The sequence below is a fragment of the Frankia sp. CcWB2 genome, from assembly GCF_977927585.1.
Window position 1 is genome coordinate 854 of the sequence record NZ_CDWRCM010000116.1, and the last position, 926, is coordinate 1,779.

The window sequence follows — 926 nt, forward strand, 5'->3', positions numbered from 1 at the left end:
GACCTGCGATGATGCTCTCGATCACGTATTTGTTACTTCATTACGTCCCCATAGACGTGACGCCGGTTTGTTCCTCGCTTCCGGCGGCGCTGGATGTGCCAGCCGAGGAAGTCGAGGCCCTCGTCGATGTGGGTTACCAGGGTCTTTTCCGGCGCCAGGTGCAACCCCATCGTGGACAAGACCCCAGCGATCTGCTCCCGCAGGGCTTCCGCGTCGGCTTTGCTGCCCGACACGACCAGGCACCAGTCGTCGGCGTAACGGATCAGGCGATAGTTCGCCTGGCCGTGACGGCGACGGGTGAGCCGATCATTGCGGCTCACCCCAGGCCCGCCCGGAGCCTGGGCGATGTGCTCGTCCAGGACGGCGAGCGCCACGTTGCTGAGCAACGGGGAGAGGATCGACCCTTGCGCGGTTCCGGCGTTGGTATCTCGGAGCACTCGGTCCTCGCCGAGGACCCCGCTTTGAGAAACGCCTTCACCAGGCTCAGTACCCGTTTGTCTCCGACTCGTATCCGCACCCGATCAAGCAAGGCTGGATGCGAGATCTCGTCAAAGCATGCCTTGATGTCGCCTTCCACGACCCATTCGTAGGAGCGGGCCGTGAGGTAGCGCACTTCGGCCACGGCGTCGTGAGTCCGGTGGTGCGGGCGGAACCCGTAGCTGCACGGGAGGAAATCCGCCTCGAAGATCGGCTCCAACACCAGTTTCAGGGACGCCTGGACCACCCGGTCCCGCACGGCGGCGATCCCCAGGCGGCGACGTCTCGTCGTGCCCGGTTTCGGGATCCATCGTTCCCGTGACGGCAACGGACGGAAACTACGGTCCTTTATTTCGGTCCGTAGCCGGTCGAGGAATACCTCGACCCCCACCTCGGCCTCCACGTAGTGGACGGTCTGCCCATCCACCCCGGCCGTTCGCGCGCCCCTG

1 pseudogene is annotated in these 926 nt (G+C 64.7%); it reads right to left on the bottom strand.

The annotated features are described in order from the left end of the window. Window positions 1–50: 50 nt before the first annotated feature. Window positions 51–926: pseudogene (locus ACY45C_RS13355) on the bottom strand (reverse transcriptase domain-containing protein); the annotation flags it as partial.